This window comes from Mycobacterium sp. NGS66, from assembly GCF_059812225.1.
In genome coordinates this window covers 67,657-83,826 of record NZ_JCALCG010000014.1, presented here as the reverse complement: position 1 = coordinate 83,826, position 16,170 = coordinate 67,657, and the positions used below count along the sequence as shown (strand labels likewise).

The following is a 16,170-nucleotide window of genomic DNA, read 5'->3' as shown; positions in this document are numbered from 1 at the left end:
GGTTAGCGCAACGACATCTCCACGCTCGTGTAGCCGCGTACGGTCGCGGTGAGCACTCGTTCGCACGCCCCTATGGAGTAGTCCGGGAACTTCCTGGCGATGTAGTCGAACACCAGCTGCGCCTCCCGTCGGGCCAACCATTGCCCAAGACAGATGTGGATTCCCCAGCCGAAATAGACGTCGGTGCCGCGGGGTCTCCCGATGATGAAACGGTCGGGTTCGTGGTATCGGCGTTCATCTCGGTTGGCGCTGCCCAGCAGCAGCAGCACCCAGTCGCCGACGTTCATCGTGATGCCGTGACGCTCGATCGGCCGTGTCAGTGTGCGGGCCACCCAATGACTCGGGGTGTCATACCGAAGTGCCTCGTTGACCGCGACGGGAATCACGCTGCGGTCTCGGACAATCCGCTGCCATTGGTCGGGATGCTCAGCGAGGGCGACCAACCCGTTGGAGATCAACTTCTGGGTGGTTTCTGATCCCGCGGCCGACAGCAGGTTGCAGAACATGAGCACCTCGTGCGCGGTCAGGCTGCGCTCCCCGCCGGCGTCGGGGTCATCGAAGGTGGCCCGCAAAACAATGCTGATCAGGTCGTCGCCCGGGTCGGTGCGGCGCCGTTCGATGAGGTCGCCGATGTACTCGCTGATCATCCGGTTGGCTTCGATGGCCTTGGCCGGCATGACCACTTCGCCTTCCTCGCGCGTCAGGAAGGCTTCCCACCAAACCCGCAGTTGCGCACGATCGGCCTGCGGCACGCCGAGTAAGTCGCCAATCACATCGGTGGGAACCGAGAACGCGAAAGCCTCCATGGCGTCGACGGTGGTCCCCGGGCGCAGCCGGTCCAGGTGCGTATTGACCACCGCTCGCAGGGTGGACTCCATCGCAGCCACGGCCTTCGGTGTGAAGAAGCCCTTGAGGACACCCCGAATACGGTCGTGGCGCGGGGGATCCATCGAGATTACGGAGTATTTGCGGCCGTTGTTGTCGGGGTTCTCCGGCGCCGGTCCCAGCTTGGACGAGAACGTTTCCCAATCCCGCAGCGCCTGCGAGACGTCATCGAACCTGGACAACACCCACCACCGGTCCTCGGGATCCCGGTAGACCGGTGCCTCATCGCGCAGTCGCCGGTACACGGGGTACGGATCGTCGAAGACCGCCTTCGAGAACGGCGAATACATCAATTCGCTGGTGGCCGGCACAGCCATGACTCTATCACTCGGTTGAACAATCGGACGTTTCGTGATCAGTTGCTCAATCTCCGAGGACGGCGTTCAATCAATTCGAGCCAGTTGCCGTCGGGATCGGTCGCCATCATCCCGCGGTTGCCACCCTCGAATGTCACCGTGCGTTCGGGTCGCGCCCGCCCCCCACACCGCTCAATGCGCGTGATGAGTTCGTTGGGATCCTCGACGAGAAACGACAAATGGGTAAATCCCACCGCATTCATCTGCCGGGGCTCAAGGTTCCGGTGAACCCCCGGGACTGCGTAACTCAGCAACTCGAGACGAAATCCGGCCCGCTGCAGGTAGACAAGGTCCAGCTGCAGACCGGGAACGTCTAGCAGTTGTGCTGTCTCGGGTCCGTCGATGTGCATCCGACTGAGCTCAGCGAATCCCAGCGCCTCGCAATAGAATTCGACTGACCGGTTCAGGTCGCTGACACATAGCCCGATGTGGGTCAGCCGATGGCCGACGGTCATGTGGTGTCGTCGATGAGTTCGTCGAGCAGGGCGTTGTGTTCGCCGAGGAGAGGCGGGCGCGTCGGGGCGGTCGTTGGTGCCGCGCCGAACACGTACGGTGTGCCGGGGTAGGTGAACGTCTGCTCTAACTCCGGGTGCCGTACCGGCAGCTGAAACCCGCGTGCGGCAACGTGTTCGTCCTCCAAGGCCTCATCGGGTGACAACACCGCGCCCGCCGGGAATCCGCGCCGCTGGCTTTCCAAGAAGTACTCCTTGGCAGGCATCCGGGAAGCAATCAACATAATCGCGTCGCGGGCCGCCGTCAGGATCGCGGTCGTTTCGTCGTCGGCGCCGATCAGCGCGATGTCTACCGGCACGTCGCGCGAGGCGGCAATTTCCAAGAAGATTGCCTCGGGCAACTCGTCGGTGAGACCCATTTCCGCCAGCCAGTCCGACAGATTTTTGAATTCGTGAGGCTTGCGGGGAAGCACGCCCGTCGTCGCATACGCGCCGTCCGCGCACTGAACTTGGGTCCGTTGACTTGGCGTGAAATACGCATGGCGGCCGGTCTGTCGAACGCACGTCTCGTTGTTGACCAGCCAGTGGTAGGTGGTCTGCTCGGAGCTGACGTTGCAGGCCGCGTTGACATTGACATCGACGAGCTGTCCCTGGCCGGTCTGGTCGCGGTGCGCCAGGGCGACTAGCGCACCGATCGCGCAGTACAGGCCGGCAAGGTTTGCCGACTGCTCGCCGGCGCCCCGGATCGGTGGCAACGAGTGGTCGTCGTAACCGCAGTTCCAGACCGGACCCCCGCCGGCGAGCATGGTGAGATCGGTGACCGGTTGGTCGGCCCGGACGCTGTTGAGCCCAAATGGACTGACGGCCACCCAGATCAGCGACGGATGCTCGGCGGCGAGCTGGTCGTAATTGAACGTGCCGTCGCTGACCGGGCCGGCCCCCGAAATCGCAATGTCGGCGCTGGCGATCAGGCGCTTCAGTATGTATATCCCCTGCGGCGCGTCGAGGTCGACGGTCACCGAACGCTTGCCGGCGTTGCCGCCCCACCATCGCAGGCTGGCATCCGACCCGGGAAGGTCGAGCGCGAACGGTGGCCGCGACCGATGTAAGGATCCGGTCGGAGGTTCGACGACAATGACATCCGCGCCCAGTTCGGCGAGTACCCGTCCCCCTATGGGAGTGAACTGGTCGCTGATCTCGACGACGCGAATTCCCGTTAGTGCGTTCAGATCACACCCTGCTTCTTCAGTTCGTCCAGCTCGTGGTCGCTGTGCCCGAGCAGCCCGCTCAGCACATCGCGGTTGTGTTCGCCGAGGCAGGGCGCGGCCCGTGTAACCGTCCACGGCGAGGCCGACAAGCGCAGCGGCAGACCCTCGACGCGCACCGTCCCGATCTCGGGATGCTCGACCGTCGGGAAGAGGCCCCATTCCGCTAGGTCAGGATCTTCGTCGATGCGTTCACCGGGTGACTTGACGACACTGGCCGGGACTCCCGCGGTGGTGAGTTCACTTGCCAGCAGCGAGGCTTCGCGCGTCCGGGTGCATGCGCAGATCAACTCGTCGAGTTCGTCAGCGCCGCGCAACCTCTGTTCGAGCGTGGCGAAACGTTCGGCGGTCAGTTCCGGCTGGTCCAATACTTTGGCCAGCAGGGCGACGTCGCGCTCGTCACGGCAGGCTATGGCGATCCACCGGTCCTGGCCCAGGCACGGGTAGATTCCGTGCGGCGCCATCTCGCCGAAGTCAGCGTGATTGCCGTTGGGGCGCCCGGCGCTGCGTGCCGGACGCCTATTCACTGTCCAGTCGAGGACTTCGGTGGGCAGCATGGCGATGCCGGCCGGCACCGTCGCCAAATCGACGTGCTGGCCTTCGCCCGTGCGTTCGCGCTGATGCAGAGCCGCCAAAATCGCGACGGTCATGTAGTAGGCGGCGATGTGGTCCATGTAGGAATAGCCCCATCCCGCGGGTTCCTTGTCGGGCAGCCCTGCGGTGAAGGTCAGCCCACTGAGAGCCTGCACAATCGGGCCCCAGGTTTTGAAATCACGGTACGGGCCGGTGTGGCCGAATCCGCAGTTGGAGACGTAGATGATGTCTGGTTTGATTCGTCGCAACTCCGCGTAGCCGAAGCCCATCCTGGCCAGCACGCCGGCCGCGAAATTCTCACAGACAACGTCTGACACCGCGATCAGCTCGTGTAGCAGCTGCTTGCCGGCATCGGCGCGCAGGTTGATGGTCACGCCGAGCTTGCCCACGTTGTGGTTGTTGAAACCGGCGCCCAGGTTCACGCCCCGTCGCTCGTCGACGAAGGGGCCCACTCCGCGCAGCGCGTCCCACATGCCGTGAGTGAGCGGATCTTCGACGCGGATCACCTCGGCACCGAACGCTGCCAGAATCTTTGTCGCGCCGGCTCCAGCCAGCTGGCCGCCCAGATCGCACACCCGAAGGTGAGACAAGCCACCGGTCACCTGTGTAACAATAAAACACATTTTGTTCTGCTGCCAACCAAGGGCTATTGTTCAAGTCTATGGTCACGATCGCAGCCGCCCGGTTCGACGAGCCGGCGTTCTACCTCGACGACCCGAACGCGACGTTTGCGCGGTTGCGTGTCAGCGATCCCGTTCATTGGTATGACGAAGGCCAGTTCTGGGTCATCACCAAATACGAAGACATCAAAGGTATCTCGGCGCGTCCCGAGAAGTTCAAGTCCGAGCGCATCGGCATCATGATGGACCTGATCGCGCATCGGGAAGGGCGAGACCCGCAGGGATACCAAACCCGCGGCATCATGTTCATGGACCCTCCCGAACACCGCGTGCATCGCAAGGCCATCGGCGTTCGCTTCACGCCGGCCGCCGTGGCAAAGATGGAAGCCCGGGTGCGCCAGGTCGTCAACGATGCGCTCGATGGATTGCCAGAAGGCGAATTCGACTGGATCGAGCGGATCGCCGAGCCCATTCCGGTATATGTGTTCGCCTACCTGCTCGGAGTACCCGAGGCGGACTGGCCCAAAGTCGCGGGTTGGGCGACGACGATCGCAAATGTGGGCAGCGGGCTGGCCAATGACGGCGACATGGCATTGATTTTCGACCGGATCGGCCCATACCTGCTGAGCTTGGCCGCCGAACGCAAAGACCACCCGCGAGACGACCTGCTCACCTTGTTGACGGAAGTAACCGTCGACGGCGAACCCTTCAACGACGCCCAGGTGATGATCTACGCGCTGACGTTGTTGGCCGCCGGCAGCGAAACGACGCAGAGCCTGATCGCGGGAATCGCGGACTGCCTCGACGGACATCCCGACCAGGCCGAGAAACTGTTCGCGAATCCGAGCCTGGCCGACAACGCGGTCGAGGAGGTGCTGCGGTACTGGACGCCGGTGATGAGCATGGCCCGCCAGGCTGCCCGCGACGTGGATCTACGTGGCGTCACCGTCAAAGAGGGCGACGGCGTGCTGCTTGCGTATGCGTCGGCCAATCGCGATGAAGAGCATTGGGGCCCAACAGCCGAACAATTCGACATCACCCGCGCTGATGCCGCGAGTCATCTCGGCTTCGGCGTCGGCGAACACTTCTGCATGGGTGCCGCGCTGGCTCGGCGCGAGGCGCGTTTATTGCTGGAGGAAATCGCGAAGCGCGCCAAGGGAATTCACGTGGTCGGCGAACGTGTGCAACGGGCATCCGCGCTGGTGCACACCCACGACCGGTTGCCGGTCATGCTGAACTACCGCTAAGGGGCGTTCAATGAGCGGACCGATGGCTGGCGTGCGCGTACTCGAGGTTGCGCAGTGGACGTTCGTTCCCGCCGCGGGAGCAGTGTTAGCCGACTGGGGTGCCGATGTCTTGAAGATCGAGCATCCCCGCACCGGCGATTCCCAGCGCGGCCTGCGCCAGCTCGGCAACATCACGATAGCGGGCGCGCGTAATCCGGTGATGGAACACGCGAACCGGGGTAAGCGGTCCGTCGCGTTGGATATCTCCACCCCCGACGGTTATGCGCTGCTAATGGATATCGCGCGGACCAGCGACGTGTTCCTCACCAACTTTCTGCCCGATGCCCGTAAGAAGCTCAAGATCGATGTCGACGACGTGCGGCAGGTCAACCCCGACATCATCTACGCCCGCGGCAGCGCGTACGGGCCGCTCGGCGACGACGGCACCAAGGGCGGCTATGACATGACCGGGTTCTGGAGTCGTGCCGCCGGCGCTGCCAGCACCACGCCGAGTGATGTGAATGGGGTTGTCGCCCAACCGGGTCCGGCATATGGAGATTCGATCGGCGGCATGACCATCGCCGGTGGCATCGCCGCTGCGCTCTTCGAACGCGAACGGACCGGCGTGGTACGCACCGTAGATATCTCGCTGCTCGGTGTCGGAGTGTGGGCCATGGGCGTAGCCGTCAACGCCGCCCTCGTCAGCGGCCAGCCGTGGGTGGCCAACCCCGCCGGTGCCAACGTTGCGCCACACAATCCGCTCACCGGTTTCTACCGGACCAGCGACGATCGGTTCCTGGGATTGTCGATGTTGCAGGCATTTCGGTATTTCGCCGACTTCTGCGCACGGGTCGGCGTTCCGGAGCTTGCCTCCGACGAGCGATTTTCCAGCCATGAGCTGTTGGCCAAGAACGCCGGCGAGGCCGCCGTTGTGCTGCGCGACGCAATCGCGAGGCAGCCGCTGGCGCACTGGCGTAAGGCGCTCGCGGAATTCGAGGGCCAGTGGGCGCCGGTGCTGAACACCGCCGAGGTGGCGACCGACCCGCAAGTGCGCGCCAACGGCGGCATCGTGGCCATCGATCAAGACGGCGAGTCGTACGACCTAGTGGCAAGCCCCGTGCTGTTCGACGAGACCCCGTTGCAGCTCGCACCGTCGCCGGAGTTCGCCGAACACACCGAAGAGCTGATCCTCGAGCTCGGCGGCGGCTGGGACCGTATTGCCGCGCTCAAAGGCACCGGCGCAATCGGCTGAACACGAGGTCATCGACCAAACACGGCAACGACGCAGGACCCGCCGCCGCCCATCGCCTGCGCCAAACCGACCCGCGGATCGCAGACCTGGCGCGAATCCGCTTCTCCCCGAAGCTGACTGATTACCTCGGCCACCTGGGCCAAACCCGTGGCGCCGAACGCGTGACCACGGGCCAGGCAGCCGCCGTCGGTGTTGGTCGGCAGCCGGCCACCCGACGTGAGCCCACCTGATTCGGCCAACTCGGCGACCTCCTTGACATCGGCGAGCCCAAGCGCGATCAACGCGGTGATTTCCTCGCTGGCGCACATGTCGTGCAGGGAAACAACTCCGATCTCGTTTGGAGCGGCCTGCGCAGCATCGAAGGCTCGTCGTGCGGTCATAGCGATCTGCGAGGGTGGGCCGACGCACGGGCCGGCCACCGGCCAGCTCGGGTCGTGCGGCCAGCTCGTCTGCTCGATGGCGTTGACCGCCACGGACCGCTCGCGCTGATCGGCGGTCACCACGATCGCCGCACCGCCGTCGACGGAGGCATGGCACATCATCTTGGTCAGGGGTTCGGCGACCATGCGGGCTGACATGACCTGCGCAACGCTTACCTCATCGTCGCTTCGCCGCGCCGCCAACGGATTCAGCCGAGCCTGGTTGTACGACTTGGCCGCGACCGCGCCGATCACTTCGGGGCCGCACTGCGCGTCGTAGAGCCACCGGGCGGCCTCGATGGCGTAGTGAATCTGCGGCGGGAACCGGTCCCAGAAATCAACCGCCGCCGGCACTACTCCCCCGGGTTCCAGCGTGGTGGTCTTCTCGTAGCCGATTGCCAGCGCGGTGCGACAGCGGCCGGACGCGACTGCCCAGACAGCGTGGCGCAACGCGACCATGCCACCCGCTGAAGCACTTTCGATCGCCGTCACCGGAATTCCGCTGCGGCCCAGGCGATGTGCCACTTTCAGCGCGGTCTGCGGCGGTGCCATCGAGGAGGAGGCGAATACCTCGCCGATGGCGTCATAGCCGAGTCCGGCGTCGGCGAGCGCCCGCTCGGCGGCGTCCACTCCCAGATCGGCCAATGGGGCGTCGCCGAACCTGCCGAACGGGGTTACCCCGACGCCGGCGACATGGACGCCGGTCATGCCGGATCCGCCTCGAACAGCACGGCTTTCGTTTCACCGAAAGTCTTCTCGACGACCCGACCGACGGTGCCGGGTGCGGGCCGCGGCCCAGACACCAGCACTTGCAGTCGACCGTCGGGAGTGTCGACCCAGGCGACACTGTAGCCTTCCTCGCCGTACCCGGGGATGGGTGACGCCTTCGGGACGAAGGTAGAGGCCCACACCGTCGCGGACACGTCAACCGGCACTGGTGATCCTTCCCTGATGCACGTTTGCGTTGCCCAGGGCTGGCGGCGGCGCGAGCGGAATTGGGCCGTGGCCCGCGAATCGCCAAGGCAGCCCGACGAGACGGGCGGTGCCGATATCGGGGTCGGGATGGTTGATCTCGGGGAAGAAGCCGCGTGCGGCCAGATGCGCGTCGGCCACCAGGTCCTCGGCATACTGCACCGGCGCAGCGCACAACCCCGCGGCGCTCAGACGCTCGGCCACGACATCGGCCGGCGCGGCGGCAATCAATGTTTCCAGCCGCTCGATCACCGCGCGCTGCGGCGAACCATTAGATGCCGCAACGAAGTCCGCTAAGCGCGTCCAAACACCGGGCCCCACAACTTCGATGGCGACCCAGCGGCCATCGGCGCTGAGGTAGACCCCGCGATGGGGGGCGACGGTGCTGCCGGATAGGGCCTCGGGTTGAGCGACCGAGGCCGCGGTGACGAATTCGGCCACGGTGGAGGCGACGACCTCCGCCATGGACATATCGACCACCGCACCGATGTCACGGGCAGGTCCAACAGCCCAGGCGGCGATAACCGTGGCTGCTACCACCGAGGACAGTGGGTCCGCGATGACCGTTCCCAGCCGCGCCGGCGACCCGTCGGCGGCGATGGTCAGCCCGGCCAGACCACCGTAGGACTGAACGTTGTTGGCGTACACGCGGTATCCCGCCATCGGACCGGTCGAGCCGAACCCCGACACCCGCACCGCGAGCCTGCCCGAGTCGGCGACCGCAGCCGTATCGACGCCCAGCCGGGTGAGTCGCGGCGTGCCGACATTCTCGATGAGCACGTCGGCATCAGCCAGCGCTGCGGCGACGTCCTGCACAGCGTGAGCGGGTTCGATCAGCACGCTCCGCTTGGAGTGGTTGGCCACCGCGAAATATGCACCGCGTTCGACACCGGGCTTTCCCATGGCGAAGGGGCCGGTGCGCCGGTAGATGTCGAGACGGTCGGGGTCTTCGAGCCGCACTACCCGGGTGCCCATGGCGCCGAGCAGCGCCCCGATGATGGGCCCGGCCAACACATGCGTCAGCTCGGCGATCCGCAGATCGGCGAGCCGTCCCGTGCGGTGCCGATCGGACCGCCCGCCGGGATGTGTCAGCCAAGGTGGATTGAGGACGGACACGTCGACGCCACTGAGCCGTGTCGGCAAAACCGCTCCACGTGAGGTGAATTGAGGCGAGGTCAAGATTTCCTCGGCGGTATTCACCGGTGTCGACGGCACCCCATGGGCCTGCAGCAGCGCGGCGCACTCTTCTTTGTCGTATGTTGCCGCCCAGGCGGCAACGTGATCGTTGATCAAGTTTGCGTGCTCGATCCGCGCTGCCCGTTCGTCAAGGCCTACCGCCCACGCCGGGTGGCCGAGCGCAGCGAGCAGTCCCTGCCACTGGTGGTTTTCGACCGCGGTAATGCGGACCAAGCCGTCGCGGGACTCGAACGTGCCAGACGGCGCGAGATAGCGTCCGCTGCCCGCCCTCCCGGGGCACGAGTACAGCACGTGAGCGCACTCTGGCAAAGCCGCGGTGAATACCACCGCCTCTTGGACGGATACGTCGACGTGCACTGCCGCGCTCCCGCTGTTGCGCCGATCGAGACCGTGTAATGCGGCCAGCGCGGCAACCGCGCCCGCCGCTTTCAGCGCGACGTAGCCCGGAGCTGGCACAGGCGTCGCGCCGGGTCCCCCAATCGTGGCGAGCAGGCCGCCGGCGGCCTGGGCGATGAGCTCACTACCCGGCTGGGACGACCGCGGCCCGTCCAGACCGAACGGGCTGACGGAGACCACGACGGCGTTCTCGACTCTCGGCGGGTCGACGGCGAGATTGCGATCGACGATCACGATGTCATGGTCGCTCATCAATTTTGCTGTGAGCGCTGGCGTTTCGACGACGCGCTTGCCGCGGTCGAGCGTCAGATCAACGGCGGCAACGAGTCCCGCCCGGGTGCTGATCTTCGGTCCTACTCGCTCGGGCGCGTCACCGTCGCAGACTCTGGTGACGTCGGCACCTAGGCTGGCCAGCAGAGCCGCCGCCGCCGAACCGGCGAGACCGTCACCGAGTTGGAGGACCCTCGTTCCGGACAGGAAAGGGATGCGGGCGGAAGGGGTCACACACCACGCCCCTCATTGTCGGCCGCGTTATTCGCCGAAGGATAGCGGGTGCCGAGCCAGCGCGTGACGACGTCGCGGTGGTAGGCCCGCAACCCGAGCGTGGCCGCGACGCTCGCGGCCCGCCGAAGGTGGACATGGGCGTCGTGCTCCCACGTGTAGGCGATGCCGCCGAACACCTGGGTCGCGCCCTCGGGTATCGCGCGCAGCGAGTCGATACCCCAATATGCGGCAAGCGATGTGAGCGCCGCCGCGTCCGGATGCCCGTGCTGGCATGCATCGGCTGCACGGTTGACGAGGGCCCGCCCAACCTCGATCGCGCACCGCTGGTCGACGAGGCGGTGCTTGATGGCCTGAAACGCACCGATCGGGCGGCCGAAAGCGCTGCGCTGCTTGGCGTATTCGGTCGCGGATTGGTTGGCGGCCGATGCGATACCGACCAGTTCGGCCACCTGAGCCATCCGTGCACGCATTACCGCGCCGTGATACCGAAGCTCGGCTGACTCACCGACCTCGATGACGTCAATCTTGCTGTACTGCAATGTGATTCGCGCAGCGGGGTTATGATCCAATGGGGTTACCGCATGACAGGTCACGCCTGCGCCGGTCGGGTCGATCACCCCCAGAACAGCCTTGTCGTTCGTGCCGGCACAGACCACTAGCCTGGTCGCGATCGCGGCGAAGGGCACGACGGGCCACATCCCTGAGATGGTGCTGGCGCCAGTGAGCTCACCGCGTCCGGGCAGTACCAGGCTGATGCCGTCAGCGCACCGCTCTTCGCACCAGCCGGCCGAGGCCGCTACCGCTAGCGGGAGCGGGGCCGCCGCGGCGCCTGCAGCTTCGGCCAGCACACACAACTCGCGAAGACCCTCGCCTCCCCCGCCGTTCACCTCGCTCACCAATACATCGGGCCAGCCCAGCTCGGTGACGGTCTGCCACAATCCCGGGTCGAACACCGGCCCGGGGCCGTCAAGGCGACTCCGGAATGCTTGTGGTGACCACGCCCGCCGCAGGATGTCGTCGGCCGACCGCCGCAGCCGAGCGAGTTCTGTTGCGGTGTCAGCCATCTCGGTCAGCGACGACCGGGCGTCAGGGGTCACGGGGCAGCCCCAGTAGCTTCTCACCGATCACGTTGCGCTGGACTTCCGAGGTGCCTGCACCAAAGGTTGCTGCGCGCATCAATAGGTAGCTCCGGGCAACATTGCCGTCCTTGGCCGCCCCGGCCGAGCCGCGTTCCAGCGTGCCGGCGGGTCCGGCGAGGTCCAACCCGAAATTCGCCATCGCCTGGTCGACCTCCGACGTCAGCAACTTGGCAACCGACGCTTCCGGACCGGGACTGACACCACGCACACCCGCGGCGGTCGCCTGCGCCGAGATCTGCCGGAGCGCCTCAACCTGAGCCGCGAACCTAACGATCCGATCGGCGACATAGCTGTCGCTAAAGCCCTTGCAGGTCAGCGCATTCTCCTGCTGGGCCATCCTGACCAGGATCGCAAGCCGACGCTCGATGCGATCGGTGCGACTCTGGCCGACACGCTCGAAGCCCAGCGTGGACTTGGCCACCTTCCAACCGTCATGCAAGGGCCCGAGGACATTGATGAGTGGCACCCGCACTGAATCGAAGAACACTTCGTTGAACTCCGCCTGACCGGTGATCTGCCGGACAGGGCGCACCTCGATTCCGGGGCTTCGCAACGGCACCAGGATGTAACTGATTCCGTGGTGCTTGTCCGCGGCCGGATCCGTACGCGCCAGGATGTAGATCCAGTCTGCGTATTGGGCTTTCGAGGTCCAGATCTTCTGACCAGTGATCACCAGCTCGTCGCCATCGATCTCGGCCTTCGTCTTCAGCCCGGCCAAGTCACTACCGGCTTCGGGCTCACTAAAGCCCTGGCACCATACCTCTTCTCCGGACAGAATCTTGGGCAGATATCGCGCGCGTTGCTGGTCGGTGCCCCACTGAATGATGGTAGGCCCCAGTTGATTGATGGCGCTTCGATTAATGGGTTCGGGTGCGTGGGCCCCGGCCATCTCGGCGTTGAAAATCAACTGCTGAATTGGGGTGGCGCCGCGACCACCGAATTCCGCCGGCCAAGAAATCGCAGCCAGACCGGCGTCGTGAAGCCGGCTCTGCCACAGTCGCATTCGGTCAAGCCGGTCGCTCTCGTCGCCTCCGGAACCGCGGACATCGGCGGTCAACGCTGAGGCCAGAAAGGTGCGGACCTCGTCGCGGAACTCGCGATCGGCGTCGCCGAGGATGACGCCGTAGTCCGGTTCGGTCACGCTCCACCGCGAAGGATCGATGCCATCCGCTGCTTCATCTCGCCGTAGGTAATTGCGGTGGTGCCCGCCTTGGGCGCGCGCCCGGCATCTACTTTCGGCGCGGACAGATCCGAGCCAATGATCCTCTCCCGCAACGCAGCAACGGTGCAGTTTTGCCTGCCGAGCCGCTCGACGCCGGTGTAGCCGAAAGCACGCGCTGCGTTCTTCCAGGTGATGGCTTCGACCTCATCGGGACTACAGCCCTCCAGCTGGGCGGCCAGCTGCTCAGGTGCGTCGGGCCAGCTGCTGTCCGAGTGTGGATAGTCCATCTCCCAGCAGATGGTCTCCACACCGATACGCTCCCGCATCTCGATACCTACGCGGTCTCGGATGAAGCACGACATGAAGTTACGCCGGAAGACGTCGCTGGGACTCAATCCATCACCGAGGTCGTCACCGGTCCATGCCCGCTGGCGCGAGTAGATGTCCTCGAATCGCTCCAGCAGGAACGGGATCCAGCCGATGCCGCCCTCTGACAGCGAGAACTTGATGGTGGGGAACTTCTTCAGGATCGGGGAGAACAACATGTCTGCGGTGAACCGCTGGGTGTCGATCGGCAACATCGAGTTGTAGGCCAGATAGGTGGTCAGATCAGACGGCACGGGGAAGCCCCCGCCGGTGCCGATGTGGATATTGACCACAGAGTTCTCTTCGCAGATCGCCTCCCACAGCGGATCCCAGTGTGGGTCCTGCCACGGCGGTTGGCCGTAGTTACCGATGTGCTGCGGGGCGGTGACCGCTCGGCAGCCCAGCGCTGCCAGTCGGTGCACCTCGGTGGCGGCCAACTCCGGATCCCACAAGGGCAGGATGCCCATTGGGATGAACCGGTCAGGATGGCGGCCATACCAATCCTCGATATGCCAGTCGTTGTAGGCGCGGACCATCACCTCGGACACCTCTCGGTCTCCCCGGTAGGTGAACAACGCGCCCGAAATGGTTGGAAACGACGGAAAGCACAGCGACGCCAGCACACCCGAGGCGTTCATGTCGTCAACCCGAGCATCGACGTCGTAGCACCCCGCTCGCATGTCTGCGAATCGCGACGGCTCAAATCCCCATTCGTCGTTGGGCCGGCCCGCGACTGCGTTGAGCCCAATGTTGGGTAGCTGCAGACCGTCGTACACCCAGAAGCACGTGCCGTCGGCATCCTCGATAATGCGTGGAGCGTCGTCGGCGAAGCGATCCGGCACCCGCCCGGTGAACATGTCGGGCGGTTCGATGGTGTGGTCGTCGACGCTGATCAGTACCAGATCGAGAGGATCAATCACTCGAAGTATCTTAGACTAATTAACAGATGCTGTCTAAGTGTTCTATCCCGCGCCGCGGGCGTTGGTGAAGTCCTGCACCCAGCCCGCCATCAACCCGTACACGGCCTCCATGGCATTGCGCGCGGCGGCATCATCGCCAATCGGCTCATAGTCGATGTCCCAGACAACGGTCGATTCCCCTTCGGCATCCGTGCTTTCGGAGACGGTATTGACCGCCACAAAGTGGCTCACTGGCATCGGGTTGTTGGCGATCTCGTACGACAGCGCGCGCTCGTCCGGCTTGATCCAGATGAGCGTCTCGATGACCGGCTTCGCAGTGCTCGCGCCGATGAAACGTCGCATGCCGGGCCCTTCGCCCTCGACCCGGACATCGCTGGGTCCGGGGATCCAATCGACGTTGCCGAAGTCGGCTAGAACGGCCCATACCGCGTCGGGTGGTGCCGCGAGGCGCTTGGTGACCGTGAATGTTGGCATTCGCTGACCGTATCACCCCGTGTAACAGTTGATCGACTAGTGTACTTATGTACTGCGGAGCGGGAAGGATCGTGATAATGAGCACCGACGCCACCGCTGAAGGCGAATTCGAAGTCGATGAGGACTGGATCCGCTATGAAATCGTCGAACCGCACATCGCCCAGATCACGATCAACCGGCCGGACCGGCGCAACGCCATCCTGTCGCCGGACATGCACACGCTGTTCAAGGAGCGACTCACGTGCGCCGAGGAGGACGACGATGTCAAAGTCGTTGTCCTGCTGGCCGAAGGCAAGGACTTCTGCAGCGGTGACGATGTCCGTCGGCTACCGGTGGAGCAGGCCGGGCTCACCAAGGGCAAGCGATTGCCCCAAACCGCCCGCCTCGGCAACGCCAGGCGACTGCACCGCCACCTGACGAACTGGCTGGAATTTCCCAGGACTGTCATCGCCGGCTGCCAGGGCGCCACACTCGGGGCCGGGATGAACCTCGCCCTTGCCGCCGACATCCTGGTGGTCTCCGAGGACATGTACCTTGCCCGGCCTCAGGCGCGCATCGGCTTCGCCGGCTTCTCCACGGCCCTGCCGCTGGCGCTGCTCAAGCTGGGGCCCAATCGCGGCTACGAGGCGATGATCACCGGCCGCAAGGTCACCGCGACTGAGCTGCGCGACTGGGGAGTGGCCGCATCGGTGGTGCCCGCCGCGTCGCTGCGCGACGAGGCCATGCGGTACGCCCGCGCCATCGCCCATCATTCGGCGGATGGCTTGATGGTGGGTAAACACGCCCTGATCACGTTCTGGCATGCCGTCGGAATGGCACAGTTCGGCGACTGGGTTCCGATGGGCCACACCGTGTTCAGCAACCTGTCCTGGCGTGACGACGAGTTCAACTTCATGAAGGAACGTAGCGTCCGCGGCGGTCGTGAGGCCATGGCCGAGCTTGAGCGTCGCTATACAGAGTGGGGATTCGAATAGCTGTCAATAGTTCAACACCTATACAAATCTTGTGCGTGTGTTCTGTATGCTAGAGCAAGCGCAGTGGGGAGCTGAATGACAATGGGTGTGCTTGACGGACGTACCGCGCTGGTGACGGGTGCCGGCCGGGGAATTGGCGCCGCGGTCGCCGAGGGCCTGGCGGCTGAGGGTGCGACGGTCCTGGTCTCCGATGCCGGCGTCAGCGTCGACGGGACCGGCCACGACGCCGGTCCCGCGGAGAGTGTGGCCGCAGCGATCACCAGCAGAGGTGGAAAGGCATTCGCCGATACGACCGACATCACCGACTTCGCCGCGTGCGCAGATCTCGTCAACCGCGCCGCAGAAACGCTCGGCGGCTTGGACGTCGTGGTGAATGCCGCAGGGATTCTGCGCGACGGCATGGTCTTCAAGATGAGCGAGCAGGACTGGGACGCAGTGATCTCGGTGCACCTCAAAGGCACCTTCAACGTCACCCGCCACGCGGCAGCATGGTGGCGCGAAAACCGAGGCGGGCAGTACCGACTGATCACCTTCACGTCGATGTCGGGACTACAGGGCGCGCCCAGCCAGCCCAACTACGCCGCAGCGAAGATGGGTATCGTCGGCCTGACGTTCTCCTGCGCCAACGCATTACGAAACTATGGGGTGCGCTCCAATGCGATCGCGCCCATTGCCGGTACCCGCATGACCCAGGGCATCAAGGGCGGCGGCAGCATGGACTATTCGGAGTCCAATGTTCGCCTGTCGCCCCAGAACTGCGTGCCGCCCGTGGTGTATCTGGCCAGCGTGCAGTCTGATTGGCTCAACCGCCGGGTCATCTTCGCCGGCAACGGCCGCATCAGCCTGATGTCCAACCCGGTTGTCGAACGCGAGATCGTGTCGGCGTCGGGAACATGGGATATTGCCACCGCATTTGCCGAGATCGAGACGTCGTTCAAGGAAGCCGTCTTGTATCCCAACATCTTTGACAAGCCGCCAGCCAGCTGAGCATACGGAG

General features: G+C 64.8%; 15 protein-coding genes. 4 read left to right on the top strand and 11 right to left on the bottom strand.

Features of this window, described 5'->3' with window-relative positions; genetic code table 11:
• Nucleotides 1–2 precede the first annotated feature (2 nt).
• The 4 genes from AC5Y2L_RS22485 to AC5Y2L_RS22470 are packed head-to-tail and all read right to left on the bottom strand — an operon-like array spanning nucleotide 3 to nucleotide 4,154.
• The gene (locus AC5Y2L_RS22485) at nucleotides 3–1,202 is read right to left on the bottom strand and encodes a cytochrome P450 (RefSeq protein WP_499944641.1); all 1,200 of its coding nucleotides are present in this window, start codon (nucleotides 1,200–1,202) and stop codon (nucleotides 3–5) included.
• A gap of 38 nt (nucleotides 1,203–1,240) precedes the next feature.
• A complete protein-coding gene (locus tag AC5Y2L_RS22480) occupies nucleotides 1,241–1,696 on the bottom strand; it encodes a VOC family protein (RefSeq protein ID WP_499932191.1) in 456 nt (151 codons plus the stop codon).
• Complete coding sequence (locus AC5Y2L_RS22475; protein WP_499944704.1) at nucleotides 1,693–2,904, bottom strand: CoA transferase; 1,212 nt, start codon at nucleotides 2,902–2,904, stop codon at nucleotides 1,693–1,695. Before AC5Y2L_RS22475 ends, AC5Y2L_RS22480 begins: the two co-directional genes overlap by 4 nt.
• A 14-nt stretch (nucleotides 2,905–2,918) precedes the next feature.
• Nucleotides 2,919–4,154: a CaiB/BaiF CoA transferase family protein gene (locus AC5Y2L_RS22470; RefSeq protein ID WP_499932193.1), complete on the bottom strand. Its 1,236-nt coding sequence runs from the start codon at nucleotides 4,152–4,154 to the stop codon at nucleotides 2,919–2,921.
• 59 nt (nucleotides 4,155–4,213) lie between these two features.
• Between AC5Y2L_RS22470 and AC5Y2L_RS22465 the strand changes: the two genes are divergently transcribed.
• Nucleotides 4,214–5,419, top strand: coding sequence for a cytochrome P450 (locus AC5Y2L_RS22465; RefSeq protein WP_499932196.1), 1,206 nt, complete (start codon nucleotides 4,214–4,216; stop codon nucleotides 5,417–5,419).
• A gap of 10 nt (nucleotides 5,420–5,429) precedes the next feature.
• Nucleotides 5,430–6,650, top strand: a complete 1,221-nt coding sequence (locus tag AC5Y2L_RS22460) for a CaiB/BaiF CoA transferase family protein (protein WP_499932198.1) — start codon at nucleotides 5,430–5,432, stop codon at nucleotides 6,648–6,650.
• Between the two features lie 8 nt (nucleotides 6,651–6,658).
• Here the strand turns inward: AC5Y2L_RS22460 and AC5Y2L_RS22455 are convergent, their stop codons facing one another.
• Genes AC5Y2L_RS22455 through AC5Y2L_RS22425 form a run of 7 tightly spaced genes read right to left on the bottom strand, consistent with a single transcriptional unit; the run spans nucleotide 6,659 to nucleotide 14,199 of the window.
• Nucleotides 6,659–7,777 carry a thiolase family protein gene (locus AC5Y2L_RS22455; protein WP_499932200.1) on the bottom strand — a complete coding sequence of 373 codons (1,119 nt, stop codon included), beginning with the start codon at nucleotides 7,775–7,777 and terminating at the stop codon, nucleotides 6,659–6,661.
• Nucleotides 7,774–8,004: a hypothetical protein gene (locus AC5Y2L_RS22450; RefSeq protein ID WP_499932202.1), complete on the bottom strand. Its 231-nt coding sequence runs from the start codon at nucleotides 8,002–8,004 to the stop codon at nucleotides 7,774–7,776. The genes AC5Y2L_RS22455 and AC5Y2L_RS22450 overlap by 4 nt, the downstream gene beginning before the upstream one ends.
• The gene (locus tag AC5Y2L_RS22445) at nucleotides 7,994–10,138 is read right to left on the bottom strand and encodes a CoA transferase (RefSeq protein ID WP_499932204.1); all 2,145 of its coding nucleotides are present in this window, start codon (nucleotides 10,136–10,138) and stop codon (nucleotides 7,994–7,996) included. Before AC5Y2L_RS22445 ends, AC5Y2L_RS22450 begins: the two co-directional genes overlap by 11 nt.
• Nucleotides 10,135–11,235, bottom strand: a complete 1,101-nt coding sequence (locus AC5Y2L_RS22440) for an acyl-CoA dehydrogenase family protein (protein ID WP_499932207.1) — start codon at nucleotides 11,233–11,235, stop codon at nucleotides 10,135–10,137. Before AC5Y2L_RS22440 ends, AC5Y2L_RS22445 begins: the two co-directional genes overlap by 4 nt.
• A complete protein-coding gene (locus AC5Y2L_RS22435; RefSeq protein WP_499932210.1) occupies nucleotides 11,225–12,418 on the bottom strand; it encodes an acyl-CoA dehydrogenase family protein in 1,194 nt (397 codons plus the stop codon). The genes AC5Y2L_RS22440 and AC5Y2L_RS22435 overlap by 11 nt, the downstream gene beginning before the upstream one ends.
• Entirely contained in the window at nucleotides 12,415–13,725 is a 1,311-nt protein-coding gene (locus AC5Y2L_RS22430) for an amidohydrolase family protein (RefSeq protein WP_499932212.1), read from the bottom strand. Before AC5Y2L_RS22430 ends, AC5Y2L_RS22435 begins: the two co-directional genes overlap by 4 nt.
• Before the next feature lie 42 nt (nucleotides 13,726–13,767).
• Nucleotides 13,768–14,199: an SRPBCC family protein gene (locus tag AC5Y2L_RS22425; protein WP_499932214.1), complete on the bottom strand. Its 432-nt coding sequence runs from the start codon at nucleotides 14,197–14,199 to the stop codon at nucleotides 13,768–13,770.
• A gap of 77 nt (nucleotides 14,200–14,276) precedes the next feature.
• On the opposite strand from AC5Y2L_RS22425, the gene AC5Y2L_RS22420 reads away from it, so the two are divergent.
• Complete coding sequence (locus AC5Y2L_RS22420) at nucleotides 14,277–15,173, top strand: enoyl-CoA hydratase/isomerase family protein (protein WP_499932217.1); 897 nt, start codon at nucleotides 14,277–14,279, stop codon at nucleotides 15,171–15,173.
• An 81-nt stretch (nucleotides 15,174–15,254) separates the two neighbouring features.
• Complete coding sequence (locus AC5Y2L_RS22415; protein WP_499932219.1) at nucleotides 15,255–16,160, top strand: SDR family NAD(P)-dependent oxidoreductase; 906 nt, start codon at nucleotides 15,255–15,257, stop codon at nucleotides 16,158–16,160.
• The last annotated feature ends 10 nt before the right edge of the window (nucleotides 16,161–16,170 follow it).

What these genes read in the sequence shown, in the direction of transcription:
- AC5Y2L_RS22415 (WP_499932219.1), top strand. Translation starts at nt 15,255, where the DNA reads ATGGGTGTGCTTGACGGACGTACCGCGCTGGTGACGGGTGCCGGCCGG.
- AC5Y2L_RS22465 (WP_499932196.1), top strand. Translation starts at nt 4,214, where the DNA reads ATGGTCACGATCGCAGCCGCCCGGTTCGACGAGCCGGCGTTCTACCTC.
- AC5Y2L_RS22455 (WP_499932200.1), bottom strand. Translation starts at nt 7,777, where the DNA reads ATGACCGGCGTCCATGTCGCCGGCGTCGGGGTAACCCCGTTCGGCAGG.
- AC5Y2L_RS22485 (WP_499944641.1), bottom strand. Translation starts at nt 1,202, where the DNA reads ATGGCTGTGCCGGCCACCAGCGAATTGATGTATTCGCCGTTCTCGAAG.
- AC5Y2L_RS22460 (WP_499932198.1), top strand. Translation starts at nt 5,430, where the DNA reads ATGAGCGGACCGATGGCTGGCGTGCGCGTACTCGAGGTTGCGCAGTGG.
- AC5Y2L_RS22425 (WP_499932214.1), bottom strand. Translation starts at nt 14,199, where the DNA reads ATGCCAACATTCACGGTCACCAAGCGCCTCGCGGCACCACCCGACGCG.
- AC5Y2L_RS22420 (WP_499932217.1), top strand. Translation starts at nt 14,277, where the DNA reads ATGAGCACCGACGCCACCGCTGAAGGCGAATTCGAAGTCGATGAGGAC.
- AC5Y2L_RS22480 (WP_499932191.1), bottom strand. Translation starts at nt 1,696, where the DNA reads ATGACCGTCGGCCATCGGCTGACCCACATCGGGCTATGTGTCAGCGAC.